The following is a 19,707-nucleotide window of genomic DNA, read 5'->3' as shown; positions in this document are numbered from 1 at the left end:
ATGGCTAAGACCATCCTGATCGTGGACGACTCTGCCTCCGTGCGGCAGGTCGTCTCCATCGCGCTCAAGGGCGCCGGCTACGACGTGGTCGCCGCCGTCGACGGTAAGGACGCGTTGTCCAAGCTGGACGGGCAGCGCGTGCACCTCATCATCTCGGACGTCAACATGCCGAACATGGACGGCATCACCTTCGTCGGCGAGGCGCGCAAGCTGCCGGCGTACCGGTTCACGCCGATCATCATGCTGACCACCGAGTCGCAGGAGGACAAGAAGCGGCAGGCGCAGGCGGCCGGGGCCAAGGCCTGGGTGACCAAGCCGTTCCAGCCGGACCAGATGCTGACCGCCGTCGCGAAGCTGATCGCGCCATGACCGAGCGGGAAGCGCGCCGGGTCGGCCTGGAGGGCGAGCTGACCATCCTGACCGCCGCCGCGCAGAAGGACCGGCTGCTCGCCGCGCTGGCGGGCAGCGGGGGTCTGCGCGTCGACCTGGCCGCGGTCGACGAGATCGACACCGCCGGTCTGCAGATCCTGCTGGCCGCCCAGCGTGCGGCGGCCAAGGACAACCTGTCGTTCGAGCTCACCGGGCCGTTGCCGGAGATCGCCCGGGTGCTGGCGATGGCCGGGCTGGCCGCCGAGGAGGACTGATGTCGGCCGACGACGAGATGAGAGAAGCGCTCGACACCTTCGTCACCGAGGCGCGTGACCTGGTGCAGCAGCTCGAGGACGGCTTCCTGGAGTTGGAGGCCGATCCGGCGGCGAGCGAGACGATCAACACCGTCTTCCGGGCCGCGCACACCCTGAAGGGGTCGTCCGGCCTGTTCGGCCTGTCCCACATGGTGGAGTTCACCCACGTGGTCGAGACCGCGCTGGGAATGGTCCGCGAGGGCGACCTGGAGGTAACCCCGGGCCTGGTCAGTGCCCTGTTGCCGTGCGCCGACCACATCGGTGAGATCATCGAGGCGGTGGCCGGGGGACAGGTGCAGGCCGACGCGGATCTGGTCGACGCGGGCGCACAGCTGCTGGCGGCGCTGCGGCCGTTCCTACCGGACGCGGCGGGCGTGGCGGTCGAGCGGCCCGCCGCGGTGCCCGAGGATGCCGAGCGGGTCTGGGACCTGAGCCTGCGCTTCGGGCCGGACTGCCTGCGTAACGGCATGGACCCGCTGTCGTTCCTGCGGTACCTGTCGACGATCGGGACGGTCTCGCGGACCACCGCGGTCGCGGACGCGCTGCCGGACGCGACGGAGATGGACCCGGAGACCTGCTACCTGTCGTTCACCGCCGAGCTGACCACGAGCAGCCCGAAGGACGAGATCGAGGGGGTCTTCGAGTTCGTCCGGGAGGACAGCGAGATCCGGATCGCTCCGGCCGAGCGTCAGCGCGAGACGTACGTCCGGGCCATCCGCTCCATGCCCGAGAACGACCGCGTCGGCGACGTACTGATCACCAGCGGCGCGGTGACCCCGCTGGAGATGGCCGAGGCACTGCGGATCCAGCAGGAACAGTCGATCGTCGGTGGCGGCCAGCCCCGCCCGATCGGCGAGATCCTGATCGAGCAGGGCATGGCGCCCCGGGAGATCGTGGACGCCGCGCTGAAGCGGCAACGCAAGACCGCGGAGACCCGGTCGCAGGACACCCAGACCATCCGGATCGACGCGAGCCGGCTGGACCGGCTCATCGACCTGGTTGGCGAGCTGGTCATCGCCCAGTCCAGCATCGGCATCCGGGGCGGTGGCGGTGAGGCCCAGGGCGAGGTGATGCGCCTGGTCGACGAGGTCCGGCACAGTGCGCTGGCGCTGCGGATGGTGCCGATCGGCAGCACCCTGCGCCGCTTCGAGCGGGTGGTCCGTGACGTCTGCCTGGAGCTGGGCAAGGAGGTGGCGCTGACCATCACCGGCGGCGACGCGGAGATGGACAAGGCGCTGGTCGAACGGATCAGCGACCCGCTGCTGCACCTGGTCCGCAACAGCCTGGACCACGGCATCGAGGCGCCGGCCGAGCGACGCAAGCACGGCAAGGCGGCGCAGGGGACGCTGCGGCTGAACGCCTACCACGACGCGGGCAGCATCGTCATCGAGGTGCAGGACGACGGGCGGGGTCTGGACCGGGAACGGATCTTCGAGAAGGCGGTGGAGCGCGGGGTGATCGCCGCCGGCACGCAGCTCACCGACGACGACGTCTACGACCTGATCTTCGAGCCCGGCTTCTCCACCGCGGAGACGGTGTCCAATCTGTCCGGCCGGGGCGTGGGCATGGACGTGGTCCGCCGCAACGTCACGGCGTTGCGCGGCTCGATCGAGGTGGAGACCACTCGCGGGGCCGGCACCACGATCCGGATCCGGCTCCCTCTCACCCTGGCGATCATCGACGGGTTCCTGGTCGGTGTGGGACCGTCGGCGTTCATCGTCCCGCTCGACCGGGTGACCGAATGCGTGGAGCTGCCGCCCGGCCCGCGGTCGCGCGAGTGCATGAACCTGCGCGGCGAGGTGCTGCCGTTCATCCGGTTGCGGGACCTGTTCGCCATCCCGGGCGAACCGGCGCGGCGTCAGAACGTCGTCATCGTGGAGCAGTCGGGGCAGCGTACCGGTCTGGTCGTGGACGCCCTGCTGGGTGAGCTGCAGACCGTGATCAAGCCGCTCGGGGCGCTGTTCAGCCGGCTGCAGTGCATCAGCGGCTCGACCGTGCTCGGCAACGGCGACATCGCGCTCATTCTCGACGTGGGGCCGCTGGTCGCCGACCACGCCAGCCTGGAACAGCGACGTCAGGCGGCGGTCCCGGCCTGAGCCCGGGCCCCTGATCAGGTCACCAGCGCCAGTGGTCGAGCAGCCAGGCGAACGGTTCGGGATCGCCGAGCAGCTGACGGAAGTGCTCGCGCGTCAGTGATCGGGTGTGCTGGGGATTGATCTCGATGAGCAGGGCGGAACCCGTTCGGCTCGATAGGCGGCCACCCTGTGGGCCAGGAGGTCAACGACGCCCAGGCTGTCGGGCACGTCGACGAGGACGCTCGGCGGTTCGGGTCTCTCGTCCATACGCGAGCCTTGTCCGCTAGCTCGCGACGATGGCCGTGATGACGTGACGCAGGGTGGCGAGAAAGCGTTCGTCCTTGTGCCCGATGCCTCGTGCGCTGGGCGCGTCGTGGTCGACGTCGGTGAACGGGCATCGGTCGTCGTCCACCAGCTCGCGGAGCGCGGGAAGAGCGGGCGTGGCGGCGGGGCCGAGCGTCCTGAGCACGTCGGCCATCTCGGGCCAGACCGGGCTGGGCGGTCGTCGCGTGAACGCCGGGACGACCGCCTCGGCGAGGCCGTCGCTGTCGCCGGTCAGCCGCCACAGCGCCAGCGCGGCCGCGGCCGACCGGGGCTCGCGGTCGCGCAGCTCCCGCAGCACCTCCACCAGGGCCGGGTCGCCGAGCTCACCGGCCAGCGCGATCTGCCGGCCGGCGCCCGAACCCGATCGCGAGTTGACGCGGGCGAGGCCGTTGCCGAGGAGGCGCCGCACGGCCGGCACGATCGCGTCGCGGTCGCCGGTGAGCCGCCAGACGAGCCGGGCCACGTCGACCATGCCGCTCTCGCCCGATCCGCCGCGGACCGGCTGGGCCAGCAGCTCGCGTAGGTTCGGAAGCAGCTCACCGGCCCGTTCGCCGAGGCCGTCGAGCAGCGGGACGACGTCGTGGTAGGCCGCCAGGTCGGGGTAGGCCACGATCTCGTCGAGCGCGGTCCGGGCGGCCGCGAGCGCGGGCCCGGCGTCGCCCGCGATGCGCCAGATCGCGAGCCGGGCGTTGACCCGGGCCACCCGGCCGGCCGCGCGTTCGTCGGCACCGGCGGCGTCGATCTCCGCGCGGAGCCATGGCAGCGCCGCGGTGTCCCCGATCGCGGCGAACGTCGCGGCCAGGGCGCGGTTGACCGGCGTGTCCTCGTGGTGGTCCGGGTCGAGGGCGAGCAGGCGCGGCACGGCCGTCGCGGCCGCCGGTCCCCAGGCGGCGAGCAGTTCCAGGATGCTGTCGCGTTCGGACTGGGGGAACCGCCAGATCCACCGGGGCAACCGGGCGGGCGGCGGCGTCTCCCGGGTCAGGAGGCCGAGCCTGTGCAGCAGCGCGTCGCACAGGGCCGCGTCGAAGGCCACCCGCTTGGCCGCCAGCACACCGATCGCGTCGCTGACCGGATGGCCCGCGGCTATCCGGGGCACGAGCAGGTCCGGCCATCGGGGGTCGCCGAGCTCGGCCACGGCCGCCGCGGCCTCACCGGCCGCCTCGTCGGTGCCGGCGGCGGCCAGGCGGGCCAGCGCGTCGATGGCCGTCCGGGCGAGCGGGCCGGCGTCGCGCAGGGCGATCGCGGCCGTCGCGCGGACCGCCGGCACCGGGTCGTCCAGCGCGCCCGTCAGCGCCGGGACCAGGGCCGGCCGGACCGAACGGTACAGACCGATCGCGCGGATCGCGGCGGTCGCCGCCTCGGCCCGGATCTCGTCCTCGGGCAGCCGCAGCAGGACGGCCAGGACCGGTGCCGCCGCCGGGCCGCGCCGGCCCATCCAGCGCAGCAGGTCGCGTAGTGGCTGCGGCCACCACGGGCACGGCCGCGGCACCTCGCCGCCGGACCAGCCGGCCTGGACCGCCGCGGTCGCCTCCGGCGTCCAGGGCGCGTCCGAGCGGGCCAGCACCAGTGCCGCCGCCGCGCGCAGCACCGGCGGATTGTCCGCGTTCAGGGCGGCGGCGACCAGGTCGGTATTCGGTTCCATCCACGCCACCGCCGACAGCAGCAGCGCGCGTACCTGAGGATCGTCCTCCACCGCGAAGCGCTCGCGCAGGCGGCGCACGATGTCCCGCTTGCTCTTCGTGCTCTGCGACACCACGAAGGACATCGCCGCCCGCAGGCGCGGGTCGTCGTCGTGCAGCAGCGGCAGCAGCCGTCCCAGCTCGGCCGCCACGGCCGCCCGGACCGCGCCGAGGTGCCGGGTCCGCTGGTTGCCGTGCGCCACCAGGTCGCCGAGCAGCCAGGCGATGCCAGCGCGGTCGGGCACGGCCGGATCGTCCACGAGCTCGACCAGGAACGGGACCGCCGGCGCCGAGGCGGAATAGGTGGTGCCCTGGTGCACGACACTGCCGCCCAGGCTGCCTCGGGCCTTGTCCGCGGCGACGGTGTCCGGGCCGGCCAACGCCCTGATCAACCCGGGAACCTCGGTGGCCGGACCGTACGCGCCGTGCAACCGATCCCAGTCCACCTCGTGCAGACGATCGAACACGCCGACGACCGTACAGCAGAAGTGCCCCGTCAGAGCTTCTTGCCGCAGGCGTAACCGCCCTCGGGCACGCCCGCGAAGACCCGGCCCAGGGAGAACGACTGATCAGTGCCATGGGGGCAGGGCTTCGGCGAGATCTGCGTCAGCTGGTAGCGGGGCGTGCCGCCGGAGCCGTCGCACGGGACCTCGTCGATGGACTTGCCGTCGACGTTCACGCAGTCCCCGGCGTCGATGGTCCCGCCGCCCCGGCCCGGGTCACCGGGATGAGGCTCCCTGAGGTTGCGCGCACAGAAATAGCCGAGGGTCGACGTGCCGCCGACGTTGCCGGGCTGGCTCAGCGCCAGGTCGGTTCGCGGCGGGCAGTCCGGCCTCGAGGTGAAGCGCTGGTTGCCCTCGGCCGTGCTCACCTTCGTCACCTGGGCCTGTGCCTCCGGCGCGGAACAGGCCACCTTGTGCCAGCCTCCACCGGCCTGGGTGACACAGTCCGACTCCCGCAGCGGTGTGGAGTAGTCAGGTGGCCGCACCGGAGCTTCCGGCCCGCCGCCGTGCTCGACACCGACGCCGACGCCGACACTGCAGCCGGACAACAGGACCAGGACCACACCGGCGACACCCGCCCACATCCGCACCTCCGCAGCGTCCCACCCGTCCGGCCGCGCGTCCATGCCGCATTGGTGCGGCATTGACGTCAGTCCAATGAGTCCATTCAGCCGGTCCGGGACGTCAGCGGCAGCGCCAGAGGGCGGCCTGGATGACGCCCTTGCTGTTGTCGGACTGGCCGGCGATGAGGTGGCCGTCGTCGCTGATCGTGCTGGCGATGGTGGCCGTGCCGTCGGAACGGTGCCGGCCCAGGTCGGGCAGGCGGATCGTGCGGTCTCCGGTGACCAGGGCGGCGTACCCGTCGAGGTCGGTGCCGACCAGCCAGCCGTGCGCGTTGATGTCGTCGGCCGGCTCGCGCAGCTGTTTGATCACCTCGACGTGACCGTCGCGCAGGTTCCATCGCACCGCGTAGACGCGGGTGTCGGCGCGGGCCGTACGCAGCGGGGACGTGCCGGCCATGCCGGTCGCCCAGCCGTCGCGGATCTCGAAGGCCTGGGCGACCGTGGCCGGCTGCTTGCCGTCCAGCAGCGGCATCGGCAGTTCGTGCAACTCGCCGTCGGGTGTCCACATGACCGGCTTGGCGAAGTCCAGGCCGCCGACGATGGTGCCGTCCTCGGCGATGTCGTTGGGCCGGGTCAGCTTCGTGCCGGGCGGCACCGGCAGCGGGACCGGTTCGGCCGTCGGTGACGGCCACATCAGCCCGGCGCCCTGGTCGACCCGGCCGCCGGTCTGGGTGTGGCCGATCACCACGCCGGCGTTGTTGACGGCGCGTGGCTCGGCGTGCTCGGGGCCGCGCATCCGGACCACCTTGCCGCCGGTGTACGCGTACGGCACCGGCCCGGCCTTCTCGCCCGCGCCCTGGTAGCTCCAGCCGACCGCCGTACCGGACGAGTTGACGCCGGTCAGCGACTCCTCGAGGTCGCCGGGCAGCATCACCTCGCGGCCCCGGCCATCGGCCCAGATCACCGCCTGGTAGCCGCCGGATCGCGGGTACGAGCGCCCGACGATGTAACGGCCGGTCGGATCGGCCGCGCTGACCAGGGCCTGCGGTGCCTGGTCGGGGGGCCGGAGCCGGCTGACCGTGCACGACACCGGTGACACCTTGGCCGGCGCCGCCGGGGCGCCGGCCGACGGGCGCGGGGCGCGGGAGGCGGCCGGCTGCGGGACCGTCCGGCCGGGCGCACTCAGGTTGATCGTGACCGAGGTGCCGGTGACAGCGATGGCGGTCAGGGCGGCGGCGCCCGCGTACCCGGCGCTGCGGCGCACCCGGCGGCGCCGCCCCGCGTTCATCGCCTTGCGGATGTCGACGGTCGACGGGGTGTCCGGCTCGTCGTCCAGGGACCGCAGCAGGTCCAGTTCGGTAGGCATCGAGGCAGCTCCTTCAGGGCGTGGCCAGGGCGCGGACGCCGAGCTGGCCGCGGAGGGCGGTCAGCCCGCGGGACGTATGGCTCTTGACGGTGCCGGGGGAGCAATCGAGCATCCGCGCCACCTCGTCGACCGGCAGGTCGTAGAAGAAGCGGAGCACCAGCACGGCTCGTTGCCTGCGCGGCAGCCGGCGCAGCGCGGCCCGGATCACCTCACGGTCCTCGGTGCCCCCGTCGGTCACCGGGGCCGGTTCGGGTGCCTCCCGGAAGAGGCGGACCCTGGCCCAGGCCAGCCGCTTCTCGTCGAGGAAGGTCCGGATCAGCATGGTGCGCACGTACCCGTCGAGGTTGTCCGCCCCGCGGGCGCGCTGCCACTTCACGTAGAGCGTGGTGATGGTCTGCTGGACCAGGTCGTCGGCGCGGTGACCGTCGCCGGTCAGGACGTACGCCAGCCGGCGCAGCGCGGGCACCCGCGCCGAGACGTACCCCACGTACTCATCGTCCGAACCATCCCGCATTCCCCGATCCCTCCCACGGCCGTCACCCCTGAGACGGGTCCGGCCGGCGATCCGGTTGGCATGGAGTTCACACCAAAGTGGATCGCCGGCCGGACGCTGGGTCTACTGGTTGGTGACGACGACGTTGTCGAAGGCCGCGGCGGCGTTGTAGACGCGTGCCCCGGAGGCGCCGGAGGCGTAGGTCGTGTCGGTGACAGTGATCTTCGGGGTGGTCAGGTTGTCGACGTACACCTTGATCGACGACCCGGCCGCCACGACCCGCAGGTGGTAGCGCTGGCCGGCGACGACCGGCAGCGACGCCGCGCCGAGCTGGGTCCAGTTGTTGTTGGCCCGGCCCAGGATCACCCGGCCGGCCGGCGTGATCCCGGCGTAGTAGCCGCGGTAGGCGTCGGCCCCGGTGGCCAGGCTGGTGGCCCGGAACACCAGGCCGGCGTCGCCGACGCCCGAGGTGACGGTGACGTCGAGGTCGTAGGTGGCGTTGACGTGGTTGTCGTCGAGCAGCGATTTCCCGCCGTACGAGGCGGTGGTGCGGTATTGGCCGCCGCTGACCGACCAGGATCCGCCGTACGTGCGCCAGCCCAGCGCGTTGCCGTCGGCGAAGTTGTCCTTGACCAGCATCTTGACCCGCTGGATGGTGCCGTCGGGGTTGAAGTTCATCCGGTCGTAGGACAGCTGCCGCGAGTTGCCGTCGGTCTCCGACAGCGGCCGCCGGTGATAGATGATGTACCAGGTGTCGGTGCCGGGGACGTTGAGCACCGAGTTGTGCCCGGCGCCGCGGGCCACCGCCGAGTCCTGGGCAAGGATCTTGTCGAGGCGGGTGAACGGGCCGGTGGGTGAGTCGGCGATCGCGTACGCCACCGCGTAGTCGGGTCCGGTCCAGCCACCCTCCGACCACATCAGGTAGTACTTGCCGTTCTTCTTGAACATCTGCGGGCCCTCGACGTACCCGCTCGGCGTGATCTCCTTGAACGTGCTGCCGTCGGCGAAGGTGCCGAGGCTGGTCATGTCCGGGTTCAGCTTCGCCACGTTGGCGTGGCCCCAGCCGCCGTAGTAGATGTACGCCTGCCCGTCGTCGTCGATGAAGACGTCCTGGTCGATGGGCTGGGCGCCGTTGTAGAACTGGCCGATCAGCGGGCGGCCGATCGCGTCGACGTAGGGGCCCTCGGGCCGGTCGGCCACGGCCACGCCGATGCCGCCGAGCTCGCTGTTGTTCTGGATGTCGTTGGCCCCGAAGTACAGGTAGTACTTGCCGTTGCGGGTGATCGGGGCGGGGGCCCAGACGGCCCGGCGGGCCCAGCTCACGTTCGCGGTGGTCAGGACGTTCGGGTGCTTGGTCCAGTTGATCAGGTCGGTCGAGGAGAAGGCGTCGAGATAGGTCTGTTCCGCGTACGGGCGCGAAGCGGTCGGGAACACGTAGAAGCGGTTGTTGTAGATGGCCACGTCGGGGTCGGCGTACCACCCGGAGACGAACGGGTTGCCCGCCTCGGCGGTGGTGTAGTCGGGCGGCGCCGCGGACGCCGGTGCGCTGGCCATGGTGGCGGCGAGCACGCCGGCGACGGCGACGACCTTCCGCGCGGTTCCTCCAAGAATCGACATGCTTGGATGTTTGCTTCTGTTGTTCTGTGCGTCAAGGTTGCATTCATTCCCTTCGATCATCACAGCCACTAACGTCGGGCGCATGCCGATCGGCAGACGCGAACTTCTGGCCGGAATGGCCGCCACGACCGCCGCCGGCGTGGTCGCGGCCGAGCCCGCCCGTGCCGCCGCGGCCGGCCGGCGGATCGAGGCCGGCACCGGCACCGACCTGGCTGCACCTGCTCGACCCGGCCACCGGCACTGTCGCGCCGCTGGTCGAAGGGCCGGGGCAGGAGTACGAGCCGGCCTGGTCGCCCGACAGCGGCCGGGTGGTGACCGGCCAGGACGTCTTCCCGTGACGACGGGCCGGTGTGGTCGCCGGACGGGCTGTGGATGGCGTTCGTGGTGGCCAGCGTCCTGTGGGCGGTGCGGGTGCATTCCGACGGGTCGCGAATAGGGCATTTCGTGATGTTCCGTCGTTGGTGCGGCCTTTCGAAGGGGTCACGTTCGCGCCGGGCGTCGCGCCCGCCGGCAAGAGAGCCGCGGACGACCCGCACTGGTGGCACGACCCGGGCTGGGTCGAGGAAGGCCGGAACGCCTGCTGCGCCCAAACTTCTTAGGTACCTGAGAGGGCGGGCGATGTGAGGGGCATGAGACGCGTGCCTGCCCCGCTCGTACCGGCCTTCGCCGCGCTCTGCGGCCTGCCGTCGGCCATCTGGCCGGGCACGATGTTCGCCCACCTGTGCTACCAGATCGGGTTCATCACGCTGGTGGTGATGGGCTGGCTGCGGCTACGCCAGCTGCACGGCCCGCTGCGTACCGGCTTCGGGTTCATCGTCGGCGCGCTCACCGTCTGGGTGGTCGGCGACCTGCTCTACGACGTGCTCGACCGGCTGATCGGGCCACTCGGCGACGTCTCGCCCTCCGACGCCCTCTGGATCTGCGGCTACCCGCTGCTGGCCATCGGGCTGGGCAAGCTGGTCCGGTTGCGCGCCCCCGGCAAGCTGCGCGAAGGCATGCTCGACGCGCTGGCCATGGCCACCGTGATGGCCTGGCTGTGCTGGCAGTTCGTCATCCTGCCGGCCGCCGAGGGCCAGCGCTTCGGGCTGCCCACCCTGGTCGGCGCGTTCTACCCCCTCGGTGACGTGGTCCTGTTCGCCGCCGTGGCCATCCTGATCCTGGCCCCCGGCACCAAGAAGGGCGCCACCGTCTACCTGGCCGCCGCGCTGGTCGTGACCCTGGTCGGCGACGTCTGCATCTCGATGCTGCCGCAGATCTTCCCCGACCTGTCCCGGGCGGTGCAGGCCGACCGCCTCGACGGCGTGCTCCTGGTGGCCAACAGCTTCTTCGTCGCCGCCGTCGTGCACAAGCACGCCGCCCGAATCGCCGAACCGGACGACCAGCACGACCAGCGGCTGCACCCGGCCCGCGTCGTGTTCCTGGGCATCGCGCTGGTGGCGCTGCCGATGTTCGCCGGCCTGCAGACCTTCGACAGCCTGGTCAGCCGGGTCTCGCTGCTGACCTCGATCGCCGTGCTGACCGCGCTGATCCTGATCCGGTTCGTGCTGGTGGTCCGCGAGCAGGAGTACATCCGGGCGATCCTGGCCCACCGGGCCCAGCACGACCAGCTGACCGGACTGGCCAACCGGCAGGCGCTGCGATCCCGGCTCGACCTGGCGCTGCTGCGGGCCAAGGCCCGGGCCGACTCGTACGGTCCGGTGATCTTCTACCTCGACCTCAACGGCTTCAAGCAGATCAACGACCGGCACGGGCACGCCTCCGGCGACTACGTGCTGGTCGAGTTCGCCCGCCGGCTACGCACCGGCCTGCGCCCCGGCGACCTGGCCGCGCGCCTCGGCGGCGACGAGTTCGTGGTGCTGGCCGAGATCGTCGAGAACGAGGCCGACGCCCAGGCCATCGCCGAGCGGCTGCGCGGTCTGACCGACGAGCCGGTGTGGCGCTCGGACGAGTGCTTCACCGTCGGCGTCAGCATCGGTGTGGCCGCCTCCGGTGACCTGGTCGACGTCGACTCGGACGCTCTGCTGGCCGCGGCCGACGGCGAGATGTACGCCGAGAAGACGTCGCGCCGCGACCGCCGCACCGCGGCCGGCCGCCACCGCACCGACCCCGTGACCGCCGACGCCGGCTAGGTTTTTTCCAAAGCCCGACTACTCACGCAGGTGGAGCGAAGCGACCTCGGCGGGAGCGGCGGTCAGCACCACCCACTCAGCCACGACATCGATCTTCTCGGTCTTGACGCCCGTCCTCTAATCGCGGCCCTGCCAGGTGGTGATGCAGGCCTCGTTGCCCTCCGGGTCGGCCAGGACCCAGAAGGACGGCGCCCGCAGGTCGGACAGCAAGCGCCCGCCGGCCGACAGGGCCGCCTTCAGGCGCCGCTCGGCCTCGTCGTGCGGGACGCAGACGTCGAAGTGGACGCGGTTGCGCTCGGGGCGCGGCTCGTCCATCTGCTGGAACCAGACCGCCGGGCCCTGGCCGACCGGGTCGCTCAGGGCGCCGTCGTCGTCCACGTAGCCCAGCACCGCCGCCCAGAACGGCCGGACCCGCGGGATGTCGAGCGCGTCGATGCCGATCTCGACGATCTGGAGCGAGCGGGGCGCGGTCGTGCCGATCTCGGGCGTGCCGCGCAGGCCGAGCTCCCGCACGGCGGCGGTGATCCGGTGGGCCAGGTCGGTGTCGACCTCGGTCACCCAGGCGGTCGCTCGCGACTGGAGTTCCAGAACGACGCGGTCGGGGCGCAGATCGGCCCGCAGGTGGCCGTCGGCGTGATCACCACAGGCCGCGACGGCCGCCGCGACCACCGACGCTCCCTCGGTGAGCGAGCCGACCGGGACCGCCGTACGCAACGTACCCAGCAGAAACCGCCACCCCTGCTCGCCGACCGCCTCCGAGGCCGCCTGTCGGCTCAGTGCCTGCTCCATCCGCATCCCCCTCAGTGCAAAGAGGGTCCACTCTGTCAGGTGACGGCCTTCTGTGTCTCCATCCGGCCGCCGTCGTCGCGGCATACGTACACGTCCGGCCGGTGTCTTACGGCCAACGGGGCCACGGTTCAAATAGGTCAAATCGGACACCGGATGGGGTGAGGCCGGGAAATCGGAAAAGACCGGGAAGGGCGGACAAGAAAGGCCGAGGTCGTAGCTGAGTGGGTGGCGCTGACCGTCGCTCCCGCCGAGGTCGCTCCGCTCCACGTGCGTGAGCGGTCGCGCTTTTGAAAAACGCGACCACCGTGCCTCAGCGGATGCGTTCGCCACCGTCCAGATACCACATGTGCAGGCCGTTGCCGCGGTCGCCGGAGGCCACCACGGTGCGCCCGCCGACCTCGGTGGCGGCCAGGCCGGTGACGGTGGCGCGATGGCCGCGGTACTCGAACTCGCCGGCCGTCTCGTGCGGGTCGATGACCACGACCGCGTCGTCCGCCGCGAGCAGGACGACGTCGCGGCCGGCGGAGCGGGCGGTCGTGGCGTGCTGGTTCCCGCCCCGCCTCTGCCGGTGCCGTCTCAGCACCGTGCGCGTGGCGACGTCGACCACCTGCACGTCCGCGTGGGTCTCGGGGTGGTCGTCGTCCTGCGGTTCCCCCTGGACCGCCACGAGTTGCCCGTTCAGGGGCGCCAGCGTGCCCAACGTGCCGGAGTCCTCCGACACCGTCACCGGCTCGGAGAGCAGCCGGCCGGTGGCGACGTCCCACAGGGCGAGCATCGGGTCGTCGTCGCCGTCGTGGTAGGCGATGGTCAGCGCGATCAGCCTGCCGTCCAGCACGCCCGGATGCGTGTGGCTGACCACCACGTCCGTGCCGGGGCGGAACTCGGCGTGGTGCCGGCCGGTCACGGCGTCCCAGACGTGGAGGCCGTCGTCGGTGCCGATGCCCACCATGCCGCGGCCGTCGACGTCGGCCGGGCCGATGCCGGTGATCCTCTTCTCCAGCCGCGCCAGCGGTTCGCTGTGTGGTGCGCCGTCCCGGTGCTGCCGGCGCACCACGACGCCGTTCTGGTCGCCGGTGATGAGGATGTCGCGTCCGGGGCCGCCGAAGGTGACGTGGGTGACCGGGGCGGCGTGGTCGGTGAACGCCGGGCCGAGCGGCACCCCGGTGGCGGCGTCCCACAGCCGTACGCTGCGGTCGTCGCCGCCGGAGGCGAACACCGTCCGGCCCGCCCACCGGCCGGCGGCGACCGTCCGGACGGCGTCGGTGTGCCCGGCGTCGGTGGCGCGGGCACGCAGCCGCCACAGGCGCGGCGGGCCGCCACGTGGGTAGGACAGCGCGACCGGTTCGCCGTTCCACTCGATCACCTCCGCGCGGTGGATGGCATCGCTGTGGCCGCTGCTCCACGGCGCGCCGACGGCCTCACCGGTGGTGGCGTCCCAGACCCGCACGGTGTTGTCCCGGCCGACGGACACCAGCACGGCCCGGCCGTCGGACCGGCCGAGGGCCAGTGCCGTCACGTCCTGCGAGTGGCCGGCCAACGGTGGCACGACGGCCTCGCCGGTGGCCGGGTCGAACAGGTGGATCAGCTGGTCCTGGCCGCTGACCGCGATGACCGGGCGGTCACCGGCCCGGCCGGCGGCGATGGCCAGGATGGACGGGCCGAGCCCGGGGTACGGGCGGCCACGTGGTTCGCCGGTGGCGGCGTCCCACGCGCGGACCGTGCTGCCGATCACGACGGCGGCCGCCACATGCCCGTCGATCTCGGTGAACACCACCTTGCCCGGGCGGTGCTCGCCGGTGGTGAACGCCTCCAGGGTGACCTCGGCGACCAGCACGTCGGCGCGGGGATCCCAGATGGCCAGTGTCGCGGGGACGTCCCGGTCGCCGCAGACGACGGCGATCACCGGCCGGCCGTCCAGCCGGCCCGTCGCCGAGCTGGTGATGCCGGGGAACGATCGGTCGAGCCGGGCCACCGGGACGCCGGCCGCGAGGTCCCACCGGCGCATCGGGCGCCCGCGCAGGATCAGCGTGCTGTCCATGGCGCCGACGATGTCGCTGTGCACCGGCCCGCCGTAGAAGGGGCTGCTGAACTCCGCCGCGGTTCGGGCATCGAACAGGCGCAGTTCGCCGTACGCGTCACCGAGGACCACCGTGGGTTGTCCGTCGACCGTGCCGAGCGCTGTCCGGAACATCGCACCGCCGGTCAGCGTCGTACGTCGCGTTCCGCCCGCGGACGACTGCCACAGCCGGGTCCCACCGGCGTCGGCGGTGACCGCGAAGAACCCGTCGTCGAGGCGGCCGAGGGCCAGCCCGGTGCAGTCGCCGTCGTACCCGGCGAAGAAGTCCGGGAGCACCTGCCGCCCGGCCACCGGATCCCACAGGACCAGCCGCGGCCCCGACGTTCCCGACCGTCCGGCGAGCAGCAGCGGCCGCCCGTTCACCACGGCCAGGTCGATCAGCCGGACATCGTCGAACGGCGGAACCGCCGGCAGTTCGACGCCGGCCGTCGCATCCCACAGCGTGACCCTGGTGTCGTTGACGCCGTCGAGGAACGCGACCAGCAACCGGCCGTGGTGGTCGACCGCCGACAGACGGAAGACGCCCAGGCAGTTGTCGCAGGGGATCGGTTGACCGAAGCGCTCGCCGGTCAGCACGTCGTACATCGTCAGCGATTCGATCTTCTTCTCGGCCAGCAGGAGCAGGCGTCCCTGACGCGTCGCGAAGTGGCGGCCGGAGAGACCGTCGGGCCGCGTGATCAGCGCACCGGTCGACACATCCCAGACCGACAGACCCGGCGCCATGGCGGCCAGCACCGGCCGCCCGTCGGCCGTGGCGAGGGCCAGCGCTCGCGGCTGGCTCCCCAAGGCGATCGGCGGGCCGGCCGGCGAGCCGGTGACCGCGTCGCGGACGACGACGGTCTCGCGGTGCGGCCCCAGCGTGGCCAGGAGGCGTCCGGCGCCGAGGGCCAGGACCTCGTGCCGGTCGTAGCGCAGCAACGCGCGATCCGGCAGGGGCACGCCGGTGGCCAGGTCGACCGCTTGGACCAGACCGGATCCGCTGCCGAGCCGGGCCGGCAGGGCGAGCACCGGGCGCCCGTCGACCGTCACCACGGCGTCGCCGGAGCTCTGCGTGACCGGCCCATCCAGCACGAGGTGAGGAGGTGCCTCGGGATCCGGCATCCACCTGGATTCCACCGACGGATCGACCGGCATAGTTGTCTCCTCGATCGGTGCAGGCGGCGGCAATCTTACTGGGAGCGGACGCGAGCAGCTCGTCCAGTGCGATGTGGATGGACTATCCGCTGGTGGTCAGCTTGACCGCGGTGTAGGCGCGCAGGACGAAGGTCGGCCGCTGGACCGGCTCGGCCGCCAGGGCCAGGCGTGGCGCGTGGTCGAGCAGGGCCGACAGGCCGGCCTGGAGTTCGATGCGGGCCAGCGGCGCGCCCAGGCAGAAGTGCAGTCCGGCGCCGAAGCCCAGATGCGGGTTGGGGTCGCGGGCCACGTCGAAGCGGTCCGGGTCGGTGAACACCGCGGGGTCGCGGTTGGCCGCGCCCAGCAGGGCCGCCACCTCGCCGCCGGGCGGGATGGTCACGTCGCCCAGGCGGACCTCGGCCGCGGCCGTGCGGATGAACATGTGCAGCGGCGGGTCGTAGCGGATCATCTCCTCGGCCGCGGTGGGCAGCAGGGCGCGGTCGGCGCGCAGGCGGGCCAGTTCGGCCGGGTGGCGCAGCAACGCGACCACGCCGCCGCCGAAGGCGTTCACCGACGCCTCGTGGCCGGCGTTGAGCAGCAGGATGGCCGAGGCCACGAGCTCGTCGGCGGTGAGCTCGGGCACGGCGGCCAGGTGTGAGATCAGGTCGTCGCCGGGTTCGGAGGCGCGGCGGGCGGCCAGGTCGCGCAGGTAGGCGGCGAACTCGCGGCACGCCGTCAGGGCCGCCGCCTCCACCTCGGGGGTGCGTGTCACCTCGTACATGCGCACGATCGCGGCCGACCATGGCCGCAGGTGGTGCCGGTCGGTGGCGGGCACGCCCAGCAGTTCGGCGATGACCGTGACGGCGAGGGGTTCGGCCACGTCGGCCAGCAGGTCGAACTCGGGGCCGAGGCCGGACAGCAGCGCGGCCGCGGTGGCGGCGACGGCGGGCCGCAGCCGGGCGACGTGACCGCGGGCGAACGCCGACGCCACGATCGAGCGCAGGCGGGTGTGGGCCGGTGGCTCGTTCTCCATCATCTGGTTGCGGTGCAGGAGGTTGAACGGCTCGTAGACCTCGGCCGGGGCGCGGTCCTGCCACAGGCGTCCTAGCCGCCGGTCGCGCAGCACCGCGCCGGCCGTGGCGTGCCGGGCGGCCAGCCACCGGCCGGTGCCCTCGTCCCAGCTCAGCGGGGGCAGTTGCCGCAGCGCGGGGTAGGGGTCGCGGATGAACGCGGGGTCGGAGAAATCGATCGCCACCACGGCACGCTACCGGGCGGTGGTAGCCGGGGGCGGTATCCGCACCGCGGATACCGCCCCCGGCTACCACCGGGTTTTTGGGGCGTGCCCACTTACGCAGGTGGAGCGAAGCGACCCTCGGCGGGAGCAGCGGTCTGTACCACCCACTCAGCTACGACATTGGTTTGTTCTTCACAATGGTGTGTGTCGCACAGTATGGTGTTTGGCATGACAATGGATGCGGCGCTGCCGGGGCACCTGCAGGAGTTGCGGCGGGGGACTGTCGTTGTCGCCAGCCTGACCGTGCTGCGGAGTCCGGGGTACGGCTATTCGCTGCTCGAGACGCTGAGCGAGGCCGGCTTCGAGGTGGAGGCCAACACGCTCTACCCGCTGCTGCGCCGGCTCGAGGGGCAGGGGCTGCTGACCAGCTCGTGGAACACCGACGAGGCGCGGCCGCGGAAGTTCTACACGACCACCGAGCAGGGCGACGCGCTCGCGGTCGCGCTGCGTGAGGAGTGGGCGCGGCTCGACCGTGCCATCACCGACCTGGACGACCACGCCGGCACGGGGAGCAACCAATGACCACGTTGATCGACCGTTACATCTTCACCGTGCTGCGCCGGGTGCCCGAGCGTCAGCGCCCCGACATCGACCGCGAGCTGCGGGCCAGCATCGCCGACGCGGTCGAGGCCCGGCTCGGTGCCGGCGAGCCCGAGGCGGCCGCCGTCGAGGACTCGCTGCGCGAGCTGGGCGACCCGCGCCGGCTGGCCGACGGGTACGCCGACCGTCCGCAATACCTGATCGGCCCCGAGATGTTCCCGGTCTGGCGGCGCCTGCTCACCGTGCTCTTCTCGACCGTGCTGCCGCTGGTGGTCGTCGTGACGATCGTGGTCCAGGTGCTCGAGCGCGGCCCGATCGTCGGCGAGGCGATCAGCACCGCCATCACCGTGGCGGCGCACCTGGCCTTCTGGACCACGGCCACCTTCGCGATCCTGGAACGCACCGGTGTGCCCGCGCCCACCCTGAAACAGCGCCCGTGGACACCGGACGACCTGCCCTGGTACGAGCCCGGCTTCCTCACCGCGGCCCAGCTGGCGGGCAACCTGGTCTGGCCGGTGCTGCTGCTGGTCGCCCTGCTGCTGCAGCACTTCGCGTTCCACGCGCCCGTGCTCAACCCGGAGAACTGGACCTTCTGGTGGCCGTACCTCGCGGTCGTCCTGAGCCTGGAGTGCGTCTACGTCGTCTGGGTCTTCCGCCGCGGTGCCTGGTCGCACACCGTCACCGCGGTGAACGCGACGCTGGCGGTGCTGTCGGCCGGTCCGATCATCGGGCTACTGCTCACCGACCGGTGGTTCAACCCGGGCTTCCTCCACGGGAAGGCGTCTTCGAGCACCTGGCTGAACTGGACCCTGGCCACGACGGTGGCGGTGATCGCGGTCATCGACGTGGCCGACACCGCGATCAAGGCCGAACGTGCCCGCCGGGCCCGGGCCCAGGCCTACATGTGAGCCGACGGGGCGGCGTCCGGGCTCGTCGACAGCGGGCCCGAGCGCAGCAGCGTGCCACTGACAACGGCTCCCAGCGCGAAGAAGCCGGCCACCCACGCGAACGTGGTCGTGTAGCTGTGCACCGTCGCCGCCGCGATCACCTCCGGGCCGGGCACCTTGCCGCCGAGGTAGGACGTGGCGGCCGACGCGGCGATCGTGCTCAGCACCGCCGTGCCGACCGAGCCACCGACCTGCTGGGCGGTGTTGACCAGGGCGGACGCCACGCCGGCGTCGGCCGGGGCGACACCCGACGTGCCCGCGGTCATGGCCGGCGCCATGGCCAGGCCGATGCCGAAGCCGACGACCAGCAGCGGGCCGAGGATGTCGGCGGCGTAGGCCGACTCGACGCTCAGCCGGGTCAGCCACAGCATGCCGGCCGCGCCGATCACGAATCCGGCCGGCACCAGCGGGCGCGGGCCCACCCGGGGCACGACCAGGCTGGTGGCCGTGGTGGCGGTGACCGCGAGCGCGCCGATCATGGGCAAAAACGCGACGCCGCTGCGGATCGGTGAGTAGCCCAGGTTCTGCTGCAGGTAGTAGGTGAGGAACAGGAACACCGCGAACATGCCCACGCCCAGCGTCAGCACGGTGATCAGCGCGGCGCCACGGGTGCGGTCGAGCAGCAGGCGCAGCGGGATCAGCGGGTGCGCGACCCGCGTCTGGATCGCCACGAAGGACGCCAGCAGCACCACGGCCGCGGCCAGCCAGCCCCACACCGCGACGTCGTCCCAGTCGTGGGTCTCGGCGTTCGCGAAGCCGTAGACCAGCGCGAACAGCCCGGCCGAGACGCTCAGGGTGCCGGGCACGTCCAGCCGCTGCCGCTGCGCGGAACGCTGGTTGCGCAGCCACAGCGACGCGCCGGTGACCGCGGCCACGGCGAAGATCACGTTCACGTACATGCACCAGCGCCAGCTCAGGTACTCGGTCAGCACGCCGCCGAGGAGCAGCCCGGTCGCGCCACCGGCGCCGGCGATGGCGCCGTAGATGCCGAACGCCTTGGCCCGCTCCTTGGCGTCGGTGAAGGTCGTGGTCAGCAGCGACAGCACGGCCGGGGCGAGCAGCGCGCCGAACAGGCCCTGCGCGGCGCGGGCGGTGACCAGCAGGCCGTAGGACTCGGCGGCGCCACCGACGGCCGACGCCAGCGCGAACCCGGTCAGCCCGGTGAGCAGCGCGGTCTTGCGCCCGAGCAGGTCTCCGACGCGCCCGCCGAGGGGCAGCAGCGCGCCGAAGGCCAGCGCGTACGCGGTGACGATCCACTGGCGGTTCTCGTTCGAGAAGGCCAGGGCCTTCTGCGCCGAGGGCAGCGCGATGTTGACGATGGTCGCGTCGAGCACCACCATGAGCTGCGAGAGGCCGAGGATGCCGAGGATGAACCAGCGGCGGGTGTGGTTCGGGTGGGGCTCGGCGGCGGCCGGCTGCTCCGCGCGCTGCATCAGAGTGGTCACGGCCAGTGATTCGGACAGCGCCGGCGGGTGTCTGAGGTTTTGCGGAAAAAATCAATGTCGTAGCTGGGTG

The 19,707-nt window shown here is 72.2% G+C and carries 16 protein-coding genes; 7 read left to right on the top strand and 9 right to left on the bottom strand.

Annotated features, from left to right (window positions below; all coding sequences use genetic code 11):
• The 3 genes from ACGFIO_RS22590 to ACGFIO_RS22580 are packed head-to-tail and all read left to right on the top strand — an operon-like array spanning window position 1 to window position 2,779.
• Window positions 1-369 (top strand): response regulator, encoded by a 369-nt coding sequence (locus tag ACGFIO_RS22590; RefSeq protein ID WP_392828272.1) that lies wholly within the window; start codon window positions 1-3, stop codon window positions 367-369.
• Entirely contained in the window at window positions 366-644 is a 279-nt protein-coding gene (locus ACGFIO_RS22585) for a lipid asymmetry maintenance protein MlaB (RefSeq protein ID WP_392828270.1), read from the top strand. The genes ACGFIO_RS22590 and ACGFIO_RS22585 overlap by 4 nt, the downstream gene beginning before the upstream one ends.
• Window positions 644-2,779 (top strand): chemotaxis protein CheW, encoded by a 2,136-nt coding sequence (locus ACGFIO_RS22580; RefSeq protein WP_392828268.1) that lies wholly within the window; start codon window positions 644-646, stop codon window positions 2,777-2,779. Before ACGFIO_RS22585 ends, ACGFIO_RS22580 begins: the two co-directional genes overlap by 1 nt.
• 262 nt (window positions 2,780-3,041) lie before the next feature.
• Here ACGFIO_RS22580 and ACGFIO_RS22575 read toward each other — a convergent pair whose 3' ends face one another.
• The 5 genes from ACGFIO_RS22575 to ACGFIO_RS22555 all read right to left on the bottom strand — a co-directional run bounded on the left by ACGFIO_RS22575 (window position 3,042) and on the right by ACGFIO_RS22555 (window position 9,303).
• The gene (locus ACGFIO_RS22575) at window positions 3,042-5,228 is read right to left on the bottom strand and encodes a hypothetical protein (protein WP_392828266.1); all 2,187 of its coding nucleotides are present in this window, start codon (window positions 5,226-5,228) and stop codon (window positions 3,042-3,044) included.
• 29 nt (window positions 5,229-5,257) lie between these two features.
• A complete protein-coding gene (locus ACGFIO_RS22570; RefSeq protein WP_392828264.1) occupies window positions 5,258-5,890 on the bottom strand; it encodes a hypothetical protein in 633 nt (210 codons plus the stop codon).
• 58 nt (window positions 5,891-5,948) lie between these two features.
• Window positions 5,949-7,193 carry a hypothetical protein gene (locus ACGFIO_RS22565; RefSeq protein ID WP_392828263.1) on the bottom strand — a complete coding sequence of 415 codons (1,245 nt, stop codon included), beginning with the start codon at window positions 7,191-7,193 and terminating at the stop codon, window positions 5,949-5,951.
• A gap of 13 nt (window positions 7,194-7,206) precedes the next feature.
• Window positions 7,207-7,707 (bottom strand): SigE family RNA polymerase sigma factor, encoded by a 501-nt coding sequence (locus tag ACGFIO_RS22560; RefSeq protein WP_392828261.1) that lies wholly within the window; start codon window positions 7,705-7,707, stop codon window positions 7,207-7,209.
• Between the two features lie 102 nt (window positions 7,708-7,809).
• Entirely contained in the window at window positions 7,810-9,303 is a 1,494-nt protein-coding gene (locus ACGFIO_RS22555) for a glycoside hydrolase family 43 protein (RefSeq protein ID WP_392828259.1), read from the bottom strand.
• A 161-nt stretch (window positions 9,304-9,464) separates the two neighbouring features.
• Between ACGFIO_RS22555 and ACGFIO_RS22550 the strand changes: the two genes are divergently transcribed.
• Both ACGFIO_RS22550 and ACGFIO_RS22545 read left to right on the top strand, forming a co-directional pair.
• Entirely contained in the window at window positions 9,465-9,641 is a 177-nt protein-coding gene (locus ACGFIO_RS22550) for a hypothetical protein (RefSeq protein WP_392828257.1), read from the top strand.
• Window positions 9,642-9,932: 291 nt separating this feature from the next.
• Entirely contained in the window at window positions 9,933-11,432 is a 1,500-nt protein-coding gene (locus tag ACGFIO_RS22545) for a diguanylate cyclase domain-containing protein (protein ID WP_392828256.1), read from the top strand.
• 117 nt (window positions 11,433-11,549) lie between these two features.
• On the opposite strand, the gene ACGFIO_RS22540 is transcribed toward ACGFIO_RS22545, so the two are convergent.
• The 3 genes from ACGFIO_RS22540 to ACGFIO_RS22530 all read right to left on the bottom strand — a co-directional run bounded on the left by ACGFIO_RS22540 (window position 11,550) and on the right by ACGFIO_RS22530 (window position 16,666).
• Window positions 11,550-12,221, bottom strand: coding sequence for a VOC family protein (locus ACGFIO_RS22540; protein WP_392828254.1), 672 nt, complete (start codon window positions 12,219-12,221; stop codon window positions 11,550-11,552).
• A gap of 310 nt (window positions 12,222-12,531) precedes the next feature.
• A complete protein-coding gene (locus ACGFIO_RS22535; RefSeq protein ID WP_392828252.1) occupies window positions 12,532-15,399 on the bottom strand; it encodes a WD40 repeat domain-containing protein in 2,868 nt (955 codons plus the stop codon).
• 115 nt (window positions 15,400-15,514) lie between these two features.
• On the bottom strand, window positions 15,515-16,666 hold the full coding sequence (locus ACGFIO_RS22530) for a cytochrome P450 (RefSeq protein WP_392828251.1): 1,152 nt from the start codon (window positions 16,664-16,666) through the stop codon (window positions 15,515-15,517).
• Between the two features lie 207 nt (window positions 16,667-16,873).
• On the opposite strand from ACGFIO_RS22530, the gene ACGFIO_RS22525 reads away from it, so the two are divergent.
• Both ACGFIO_RS22525 and ACGFIO_RS22520 read left to right on the top strand, forming a co-directional pair.
• Window positions 16,874-17,227 carry a PadR family transcriptional regulator gene (locus tag ACGFIO_RS22525; RefSeq protein ID WP_392828250.1) on the top strand — a complete coding sequence of 118 codons (354 nt, stop codon included), beginning with the start codon at window positions 16,874-16,876 and terminating at the stop codon, window positions 17,225-17,227.
• A complete protein-coding gene (locus ACGFIO_RS22520; RefSeq protein ID WP_392828249.1) occupies window positions 17,224-18,153 on the top strand; it encodes a permease prefix domain 1-containing protein in 930 nt (309 codons plus the stop codon). The genes ACGFIO_RS22525 and ACGFIO_RS22520 overlap by 4 nt, the downstream gene beginning before the upstream one ends.
• Here ACGFIO_RS22520 and ACGFIO_RS22515 read toward each other — a convergent pair.
• On the bottom strand, window positions 18,144-19,637 hold the full coding sequence (locus ACGFIO_RS22515) for an MFS transporter (protein WP_392828248.1): 1,494 nt from the start codon (window positions 19,635-19,637) through the stop codon (window positions 18,144-18,146). The genes ACGFIO_RS22520 and ACGFIO_RS22515 overlap by 10 nt on opposite strands.
• Between the last annotated feature and the right edge of the window lie 70 nt (window positions 19,638-19,707).

This window comes from Actinoplanes sp. NPDC049265 (assembly GCF_043197135.1).
Taxonomy (GTDB): Bacteria; Actinomycetota; Actinomycetes; order Mycobacteriales; family Micromonosporaceae; genus Actinoplanes.
Note: the sequence above shows the minus strand (reverse complement) of the source record. Positions and strands in the feature narration are given on the sequence as shown.

Coding starts and splice junctions, on each gene's coding strand:
- ACGFIO_RS22590 (WP_392828272.1), top strand. CDS start 1: ATGGCTAAGACCATCCTGATCGTGGACGACTCTGCCTCCGTGCGGCAG.
- ACGFIO_RS22585 (WP_392828270.1), top strand. CDS start 366: ATGACCGAGCGGGAAGCGCGCCGGGTCGGCCTGGAGGGCGAGCTGACC.
- ACGFIO_RS22580 (WP_392828268.1), top strand. CDS start 644: ATGTCGGCCGACGACGAGATGAGAGAAGCGCTCGACACCTTCGTCACC.
- ACGFIO_RS22570 (WP_392828264.1), bottom strand. CDS start 5,890: ATGGACGCGCGGCCGGACGGGTGGGACGCTGCGGAGGTGCGGATGTGG.
- ACGFIO_RS22565 (WP_392828263.1), bottom strand. CDS start 7,193: ATGCCTACCGAACTGGACCTGCTGCGGTCCCTGGACGACGAGCCGGAC.
- ACGFIO_RS22560 (WP_392828261.1), bottom strand. CDS start 7,707: ATGCGGGATGGTTCGGACGATGAGTACGTGGGGTACGTCTCGGCGCGG.
- ACGFIO_RS22555 (WP_392828259.1), bottom strand. CDS start 9,303: ATGTCGATTCTTGGAGGAACCGCGCGGAAGGTCGTCGCCGTCGCCGGC.
- ACGFIO_RS22545 (WP_392828256.1), top strand. CDS start 9,933: ATGAGACGCGTGCCTGCCCCGCTCGTACCGGCCTTCGCCGCGCTCTGC.
- ACGFIO_RS22540 (WP_392828254.1), bottom strand. CDS start 12,221: ATGGAGCAGGCACTGAGCCGACAGGCGGCCTCGGAGGCGGTCGGCGAG.
- ACGFIO_RS22535 (WP_392828252.1), bottom strand. CDS start 15,399: ATGCCGGATCCCGAGGCACCTCCTCACCTCGTGCTGGATGGGCCGGTC.
- ACGFIO_RS22525 (WP_392828250.1), top strand. CDS start 16,874: ATGACAATGGATGCGGCGCTGCCGGGGCACCTGCAGGAGTTGCGGCGG.
- ACGFIO_RS22520 (WP_392828249.1), top strand. CDS start 17,224: ATGACCACGTTGATCGACCGTTACATCTTCACCGTGCTGCGCCGGGTG.